Origin of the sequence: Streptomyces sp. PsTaAH-137 (assembly GCF_003259365.1) — a bacterium.
Taxonomy (GTDB): Bacteria; Actinomycetota; Actinomycetes; order Streptomycetales; family Streptomycetaceae; genus Streptomyces.
The window spans coordinates 1-7,748 of record NZ_QLLY01000044.1 but is presented as its reverse complement, the minus strand read 5'-3'; the positions used below and the strand labels follow the sequence as shown (position 1 = coordinate 7,748).

12 protein-coding genes are annotated in these 7,748 nt (G+C 67.3%); 3 read left to right on the top strand and 9 right to left on the bottom strand.

The window, feature by feature from the left end; translation table 11 throughout:
* Positions 1-508 precede the first annotated feature (508 nt).
* Entirely contained in the window at positions 509-886 is a 378-nt protein-coding gene (locus K377_RS40360) for a hypothetical protein (protein ID WP_111668625.1), read from the top strand.
* On the opposite strand, the gene K377_RS40355 is transcribed toward K377_RS40360, so the two are convergent.
* Genes K377_RS40355 through K377_RS40345 form a run of 3 tightly spaced genes read right to left on the bottom strand, consistent with a single transcriptional unit; the run spans position 870 to position 2,756 of the window.
* Entirely contained in the window at positions 870-1,187 is a 318-nt protein-coding gene (locus K377_RS40355; protein WP_181512769.1) for a hypothetical protein, read from the bottom strand. The two genes, K377_RS40360 and K377_RS40355, sit on opposite strands and share 17 nt — an antisense overlap.
* Before the next feature lie 33 nt (positions 1,188-1,220).
* Entirely contained in the window at positions 1,221-1,940 is a 720-nt protein-coding gene (locus K377_RS40350; protein ID WP_111668624.1) for a class F sortase, read from the bottom strand.
* 9 nt (positions 1,941-1,949) lie between these two features.
* On the bottom strand, positions 1,950-2,756 hold the full coding sequence (locus tag K377_RS40345; protein ID WP_111668623.1) for a hypothetical protein: 807 nt from the start codon (positions 2,754-2,756) through the stop codon (positions 1,950-1,952).
* Positions 2,757-3,167: 411 nt separating this feature from the next.
* Here K377_RS40345 and K377_RS40340 point away from each other — a divergent pair, with 411 nt between their 5' ends.
* Entirely contained in the window at positions 3,168-3,617 is a 450-nt protein-coding gene (locus K377_RS40340) for an ATP-binding protein (RefSeq protein ID WP_237551808.1), read from the top strand.
* Between the two features lie 58 nt (positions 3,618-3,675).
* On the opposite strand, the gene K377_RS40335 is transcribed toward K377_RS40340, so the two are convergent.
* Both K377_RS40335 and K377_RS40330 read right to left on the bottom strand, forming a co-directional pair.
* Positions 3,676-4,104 carry a DUF3662 domain-containing protein gene (locus K377_RS40335; RefSeq protein WP_111668622.1) on the bottom strand — a complete coding sequence of 143 codons (429 nt, stop codon included), beginning with the start codon at positions 4,102-4,104 and terminating at the stop codon, positions 3,676-3,678.
* A 123-nt stretch (positions 4,105-4,227) separates the two neighbouring features.
* Positions 4,228-4,479 (bottom strand): hypothetical protein, encoded by a 252-nt coding sequence (locus K377_RS40330; RefSeq protein WP_111668621.1) that lies wholly within the window; start codon positions 4,477-4,479, stop codon positions 4,228-4,230.
* A gap of 339 nt (positions 4,480-4,818) precedes the next feature.
* Here K377_RS40330 and K377_RS40325 point away from each other — a divergent pair, with 339 nt between their 5' ends.
* Positions 4,819-5,148, top strand: a complete 330-nt coding sequence (locus K377_RS40325; protein ID WP_111668620.1) for a chaplin — start codon at positions 4,819-4,821, stop codon at positions 5,146-5,148.
* A 169-nt stretch (positions 5,149-5,317) separates the two neighbouring features.
* Here K377_RS40325 and K377_RS40320 read toward each other — a convergent pair whose 3' ends face one another.
* The 4 genes from K377_RS40320 to K377_RS40305 all read right to left on the bottom strand — a co-directional run.
* A complete protein-coding gene (locus K377_RS40320; protein ID WP_146614858.1) occupies positions 5,318-5,647 on the bottom strand; it encodes a GlsB/YeaQ/YmgE family stress response membrane protein in 330 nt (109 codons plus the stop codon).
* Positions 5,648-5,845: 198 nt separating this feature from the next.
* A complete protein-coding gene (locus K377_RS40315; RefSeq protein WP_111668618.1) occupies positions 5,846-6,496 on the bottom strand; it encodes a fasciclin domain-containing protein in 651 nt (216 codons plus the stop codon).
* Between the two features lie 151 nt (positions 6,497-6,647).
* On the bottom strand, positions 6,648-7,529 hold the full coding sequence (locus K377_RS40310; RefSeq protein WP_202455617.1) for an anti-sigma factor domain-containing protein: 882 nt from the start codon (positions 7,527-7,529) through the stop codon (positions 6,648-6,650).
* Positions 7,526-7,748 (bottom strand): sigma-70 family RNA polymerase sigma factor (locus K377_RS40305; protein WP_146614857.1); only part of this gene is annotated, 223 nt, incomplete at its 5' end. The genes K377_RS40305 and K377_RS40310, both read right to left, overlap by 4 nt.

Here is a 7,748-nt window from a genome sequence, read left to right as displayed (position 1 = left end):
CGAGCCAGCCGACCGCCGGTGGATCAGAGTGAGCCTGACGGCCAATCACCAGCTGGTGGCAATGCGCGACATGAGAAATGCCTTAACGGAGAGAACCATGGATTCCGCGTCGCGTGTGACCGTCGCCTGTGTTGAGATTCGCGATCTCCCCTTCACGCGCTGCGGGAATCGCAGGTGAGGGACTCGAATGTGCAATGTATGGGCTTCCATAATTCTTTCGGGGGCGCGAGCGAAGGTTACGCCGAAAGGGGGATGCGGGCCCCATTGTGCCAGGTGGTCTTGCGGTAAGGGTGCTGCACAGTCTGGGGGCCGATACTGATCAACTCGGCTTGTTGGCAGGGCTCTTCACTGGCAACGCCCCGGATTCCCGGCAGTGAATCGTTTCTTTTCGGTGCAGAGGGATTTACCTGTACGCCAATCGAAGGAATCTGTGGTGTGGGCCAATCCGTGACGGTTTCTGCTCCGAATGAATCTTGCCGCTGCATTTTTCTTATGGCGTGGAGGCGGAATGGCGCTGGGCGATCTGCCCATGGGTCGCTATGACGTGAAAGTGATCATCACGCGCTACGAAGACGAGGCTCTCCTGGAGTGGACGGTCTCGGGCACCATCCAGCCGCCGATCCGTCACCTCTACTCCTACCGCCTCGAACCCCACAGTTCCGTCGCGGCCGTCACGGCGTACTACGACTGGAGCCAGATCGACGACCGGTCCGCCAGGCAGACACTTTCCGGTGATCCCGGAAGCCGGCCTGCGAGCGACGCTCGGCATCCTCGCGCGCACCGTCGAACAGCCTCCCGCGGCTGCGACGGGCTGACGGCGCCGGGCAGGGAGAGCGTCACGGTGCGGGGACATCCGCCGCGCCTGGCCTTCAAGGCTCAACGGTGAGGCACAGGAAGATCTGCGTGAGGGTGGGGCGGGCGTGGTCCGTGGCCTCGTCGAGGATCGACAGCAGCGGTGTCGTCCCGGCCGGGTGCACTTCGAGGGCATGCGCGGTGTTGACCAGTACGCGGCGGCCGGGGTAGGCGCGGGCCGCCGTGTCGACGTCCCGTTCGTCGAAGGCGCCGTGGAAGTACAGCACGGCGCCGATGAGTTCGGTCTTCCAGGCTCCGGTGGGCCATCGCGCCAGTACGGCCTGAGCGGTCATGGGTGCGCGTGGGGCAGGCAGGTCGGGAGTGCGGCCTGTCATGGCGTTCTCCTTTGCTGACTTCCGGCCTTCAGGTCACTGCTTTGGGGCGGGCGAGGGGGTGTGGTGTGAGAGGGGCTGGTCGAGGCGTGCGTAGACGACGGTGTTGTCGGCGTAGTGATGGTCGCGGTAGTCGCCTGCGCAGGTGATGAGGCGGAGTTCGGCTTGGTCGGTGTTGCGGTAGACGTCCAGTGAGGGGAACCGGTTCTTGGGGTACTGCGCGGTGCGGGTGACGGTGAACCGGGCGGTGGTGCCGTCCTCGCGCTGCACGTAGACGTGTTCCCCGGTGTGCAGACGGGCGAGGTCGAAGAACACCGAGCGCTTCTGGTTCCAGGTGACGTGTCCGGCCAGAACGGCCGGCCCTTTGGCGCCGGGCGTGGGGCCGGGGGTGAACCATCCGGCGCGGTCCGGATTTTTCGGGGTCTGCATGGCCCGGTTCTTGTCGAGACCGAGCCGCTCCAGGGATGTCTTCACGCCGATGGCGGGGATCGACAGCCGGGTCGGAGGTGATGAGGCCATCACCGCGGTCGCGGGGGCCGGCGTCTCGTCGGGCTCTGCCGTGGCGGGAGTCGACGCTGTGGCGACAGGCGCGCGGTCGGGCGCTGCTGTGGGCGGGGCCGGTGTCTGTCGCAGGAGGCCGATGGTGAGCGCCGTGATGCCTGCGATGAGGAGGGCCGCGGCCGCGGTGGCCGACAGCACCTGCTGCCGGCCACCGCGGCGCCACCGTGCGACATGCGGTGTGTCACGCGATTCCATGACAGCCCGTCAGCTGTTGCTGTCGACGGCCTGCTGCTTGCGGCGCCGTACGAGAGACACGCCTGCACCTGCGAGCGCTGCGGCGCTGCCGCCGGCGATCAGGCCCGGGGCCTCGACTCCTGCCGTGCTGCCGGAGCCCGTTTCCACCCCGCCGACAGGCATCGACCCAACGGCCGCGCCCTGGAGCATGCCGCAGTCGGCGGGGGCGGTGGCTTCCTGCGGGAGCTTGGGGTCGAGTTCGCTCTTGCCCTTGCCGAAGTCGTACTTGCCGTTGTTGTTGGGGTCGATGCCGTGCTGGACCACGTGCAGGTCCTTGATGTGGTCAGCGACCTTCTGGGAGACGGCGATGGTGCGTTCGTAGGAGAGGTGGCCGTTCTTGTCGGCGGTCGGCATGCGGTCGACGGCCAGGCCGCTGTCCTTCGACGTGTCGCCCTTGGTGGTCAGGGAGATGTTGACGTCACCATAGGAGGGTAGGCCCTCGGCGGTGGTGATGATGCCGTCCTTGTTCTTGTCGGCGGACGGGGCCGGGCAGTGGAAGTCGTGCCCGGTGGTCGAGCCGTGGATGTGCTGGGCGTGCGGCTGGCCCGGAACGAGACCCGACGCCTCGATCTTCACCGTGAGCTTCGTGCCGTCCAGCATGAGCATCGCGGTGCCCTTTGAGCCGGAGTTGTTCAGCGGCGCCAGGTCGACCTGGTAGCTGTCGCCGGACGCGGACGTCATGTGACCCTCGTGCGCGACGGCGGGAACCGCGCACAGCGCGAGGGCCGCGGGGACGGCGGCAAGAACGGTCAGTCGTGCGGTGTGACGGGCTATCACAGCAAGCCTCTTTCCTCAGCCGCCGCGCTGTTCGCCGCGAGCGGCACGGGACTCTCGAACTTCTGACGCCCTTATTCCGGAGACCTCCCACCGGGCGGATTGGTCGCATCGCGTCGCTTACGCTTCGACTCGAAGGCCGCAGTCAACGCGTTACGGTTGTGCCCGCAATGCCAACCGGTGGTGCCCATCCCTTGCGTGGCGGCCTCGAACGGTCCGGGACGCTGGCCGCGACTCGGTCACCTCAAGCGTGACCGGCACACTGCGAATCTCATGTTCTGGTGTGGAATCCGCTGCGTCCGGGGAAAGCGCGCGGACCAGACCTGTTCCCGAGGCGCAGATTCGACTGGGGAGAGATTGCGGTTGGTGTGGTCGTGGATGTTCAGCAGGCAGTGTCCGACACAGGAGCGGAGCATGGTCGAGCGGATGAAGGCTTGTCACTGTCGGGACGAGCAGGGTACGCCGGTCGCGCGGGCCTTTTCCTCCCAGGAACACAGCACACCTGGGGCGGCTCGCCGGGCGGCGACCCGGTTTCTCGACCATGCGCGGTCCGAGCACGGCTGCGAGATCGACCGGTCCACGGATGAGTTGTGCGAGCTCACGGTGAGTGAACTGGTAACCAATGCTGCCAAGTACGCTCCAGGGCCGTACCTGATAGAGCTCGCTCTCACCTCCGTCGAACTGCGCATCACCGTGTGGGACAGCAATACGCATCTACCGAAGGCGTCGAGTCCCGACCCGGCCCGGACCGGGCAGCACGGGCTCGAGATCGTCGAAGCCGTCAGCCGACATGTGGAGGTGTGCCCGGATCCTGTCGGCAAGCGCATCACCGCTGCCCTCCCGCTCCACGCTCCCGACGACTGAGAGCCGTCTGGCAAAGACGCCTACCGCGCGCGCCGCGCGCCGACGCGGAGCCGCATGTCTACCGGTGGTCACCAGCGGGCTCGACGCGCCCTCGGACGCAGAAGAGATCGACCTCATCTTCGGCCCTCGTGTCCTCAAGGTCCACATGTACCGGGCCGGCGAACATGTACCCCTGTTGCGCCGCGTGCCGGCGCAGGCACACCGACAGTTCGTGGCACACGGCCTGGGCGACATGATCCAGCTGCTGATACGTCGGCGGGGGAAGCTGCACCACGTAGTGGTTAGGGACCAGGACTCGTCCGCGGCCCACGATCATGGCGTGCGCATCGCAGTAACGCCGCAGCGCCACCAGGACCTCGGCCTGCTTCGTACGCGGTGGAACCAGAGCTTGCCACACCGCGCTGTTGCAGCGGGCCACGTACTGTTCCAGAGCAGTCAGTGCGTTCATCCGGAGCGCCTGCCCGGCGCCAGGGTCGGCCAGGCTCACCCATTGGGTGGAGCTCCGCCGGGTTCGGCTCGCGCGCGTGACCGGTCACAGCAGTGTGGCGCCCCGCAGGCGGGGCGCCACACTGCTCGTGCCTCCCTCAGGAGGCCGCGCTCATGATCTGGTTCAGGAGTGCGAGCCGGTGTTGTTACCGGTGGCTCCGGTGGGGCCCGCCTGCTTGGTGGTGGTCTTGAAGTACGCCTTGCCGTCGGGGGTGAAGCCGCTGACCGTCTCCATGGTCATGCCGCCGTTGACGTTGGCGGAGTTCTGCGCCTTCTTGTAGGCGGGGCCGTCGTCGGCGGAGGCGAGGCCGGCGGCGCCGATGACCAGGGGCGTGACGAGGGCGCCGACAGCGACGTACTGGGCAAGCTTGCGCATGGATGCGGTCCTTTCGAGATCGCCCGGCCGCAGGGCCCGCGGACACAGGACCGCGGGCAGGCGGAGCGGGCCGGAAGCCCCGCCTGCTTCGACGCTGCGCCCGGATCACCGCATCCGCATGTTGATCAAAGCCGAACGCGGTGGTCCGTGGCCGCGTCCGGCGCAGGGCTTTTCCCGGTGATGGCTGGCAGCGGCGGGAAGAGCGTGGTCCGGACGGGTGAACTCGGGCCGTGCGGCCAATCCGGCCCCTGAGACGTTCCGGATGGCCAGTGAGAAGCCAACCGCTTCTCGTCCTTGCCCCCAGGGGTGGGGACCGCGCGAATGAGTGTGGAGCGTTTCATGTCTCGTGTGCTGAAGAGTGCGGCGATCGCGGTGGCCATCGGCGGTTCGGTTCTGGCCGGTGCGGGCGCGGCGTCCGCGGACGCCGGAGCCCAGGGTGCCGCTGTGGGCTCGCCGGGCGTGCTGTCCGGCAACGTCGTCCAGGTGCCGGTCCACGTCCCGGTCAACGCCTGTGGCAACACCGTCAACGTCATCGGCCTGCTCAACCCGGCCTTCGGCAACAGCTGCGCCAACGGCTCGGGCAACTGGGGTCACCACACCTGGGACGAAGGCCACATGGGCCACCACGGCTCGATGAACCACGACGGCCACATGGGCATGTGGAAGTGACGCACCGCCCGTAGACAGCGGCAGTCGGCCCATCCCAGGCCTGCCGTAGCAGCACGCATCCCTGGCGCCGCAAGAGCACTCGGCGCCAGGGATGCGGCGTACCCGGCGGCGTACCCGAACGCCGCGCAATGCGCCCTGTGGCACCGCAGGAGGGCGGGTCACACGGATGTCAGGGCTTCGGCGGTTCGCCCCTCGCAGCCGACGTGCGACATGTGGGGCGGCGAGGCCTGATGGTCTCTGTACAGGCGACGGCAGCGGCGGCAGGGACAGCCTGCAGGATCAGAGTGATCCAGCCCGCCCCCGCGGTGCAGGCAGGTACGACGAAGAACGCGCCGACCGTGCCGATGAGCGCGGCCAAAACGGCGGCCCCCACCGTCCACAACACCGAGATGCGTAGCCTGCCCGTATCGATCAGCCGACCCAAGATGGCCATCACCACGCCAACCGGCAGGCAGAGCAGCGCATTCAGCACACCCACCCCCGCGATTCCCATTTCCATCCGAAATGGAGAAAGTGGGTGAGGCGGCTGGCCGACTGCGCTTCCGAATCGCCAACCGCCTCACCCGGACACAACCGTCGTGAGGCCACCGCTCAAGTCCTCACGGCCCCGCCCCTGCTGTCCGCACACAAGTGACAGCAGGGCGGGGCGCAGATTTCCCGTCTTCCCTCTGCCCGGTTGCGTCAGCTGGTGATCCCCTCAGCTCTTGGGCATGAGGACGGAGTCGATGATGTAGACGTTGGCGTTGGCGGTCTTGACGTTGCCGCAGACCACGTTGGCGCTGTCGTTGACCTTGTAGGACTCGCCGGAGCCGGAGGTCATCAGCTTCGACTTCTCCAGCGTGTCGAAGGAGCCGTTCTCCAGGTCCTTGGGCGCGAGCTTCTGGCCCACGACGTGGTAGGTGAGGATCTTGGTGAGCTGGGCCTTGTCGTTGAGGACCTTGTCCAGGTCGGCCTTCGGGATCTTCGCGAAGGCGTCGTTGGTCGGCGCGAACACGGTGATGTTCTTGGCGTTGTTCAGCGTGTCGACGAGGCCGGCCTTCTTCACGGCGGTGACCAGGGTGGACAGCGCCGGGTTGTTCGAGGCGGCGGTGGCGACCGGGTCCTTGGCCATGCCGTCGAAGGAACCGGCACCGTCCTTCGGCACCGACGCGCAAGCCGAACCGAAGGGCTTGTCGGAATCCGTCATGTCATCCGACGGGCTGGCCATGTCCGAGCCCTTCGAGGCGGCAGCCGACGAGCTGTCGGACGCCTTGTCCTTGGAGTCGCTGTCGGAGCACGCCGTCAGGGCCAGGGGCAGCATGGCGGCGGCGGCAACGACAACAGCGACACGGCGGACTCGAGTCTGCATGACAATCCCTCAACGATCAGATCCGTGAAGGCCATCCGCCTCCATCGAACGGAATCCGGAGCACCGGGCACGGTGGATTGGTGGATTCTCGAAAGAGTGAGAAGCCCGCGAACTCCGCAAGGCCTCATCCCAGGTCAGATGCCATGGCGCTTCAAGGACAGATTCCCTGATCGTGAGAGTTGAGCTCCGGCATTAGGCCAACGTGGTCGAGGGGAGCACCACGATCGTGGTGCTCCCCTCGACACACGCGCAGCAGAGCCGGGGCGCCCTGCCACCTGTCAGGCAGGCAGGACCATTGTCGCCAGGGGGAACTGGTGGGCTGTTGTGAGCCGCCGGCCGGCTCCAGCGTGATGCCGATGCCCGTGGCCTCGCCCACGCGGCCGTCCATGAGCACGCTCTGGTTGACCCGGGATGCGTCCATCAAGCCTGCCGAGCGCGTGCGGCCATCGTCGGCGAACCACAGCTGGTACACCTTGCCCTTCGGAGGGGCTGCCATGCGGGAGGCAATGAACACGGCCCTGCCGCTGCCCCGCGAGACAACCACGGAACCACGGGCCCCTCCCTTCAAGGACGCGGCGGCCACCTTGGCATCCGGCGCGGCGAGCACCGCGGCGATCCGGTCGGACTGTTCCCGCACGGCCTCGGCCCGGTGACGCGCGTCGTCGGCTTGGCCGTGCTGCCATACGGTGGTTCCGCCGAGAGCGGCGATCCCGGCCGCGCAGGCAGCCAAAGCCCACCGCGGCGCCATTCCGTGGCGTGTCCTCGTCCCGCTGGACGCCCTGGTCGGCGGACCGGGATGCTCCTGTCGCACCTCACTGATCTGCCGCAGCACCTGCGACTTCAGATGCTGCGGTGCGCGGCTCGTGGTCGCCAGGGCGAGTCGTCCGGCGGTGGCGGTGAACTCCTGTACTTCCAGCGTGCACGACTCGCACCGGGCCATGTGCGTCTCGAACAGGTCGCGTTCGGCGTCGTCGAGCGCGTCGAGTGCGTACGCGCCTGTCAGCGTGTGCACATCGCCTGTGTCCACGGTCATGCCGTCACCCCCAAGCAGTCACGGAGCCGGATGAGCCCGTCCCGCAGCCGCGTCTTGATCGTGCCCAAAGGCGCCGACAATTCTTCAGCGACCTCTTTATAGGTCAGGCCCCGGTAGTACGCCAGCGTGACCGACTGACGCTGGATCTCACTGAGCGAACGCAGGCACCGGCGCAGTTCTTCCCGCTCCTGTTCCGCCTCGACCTGCTCGGACACCTCG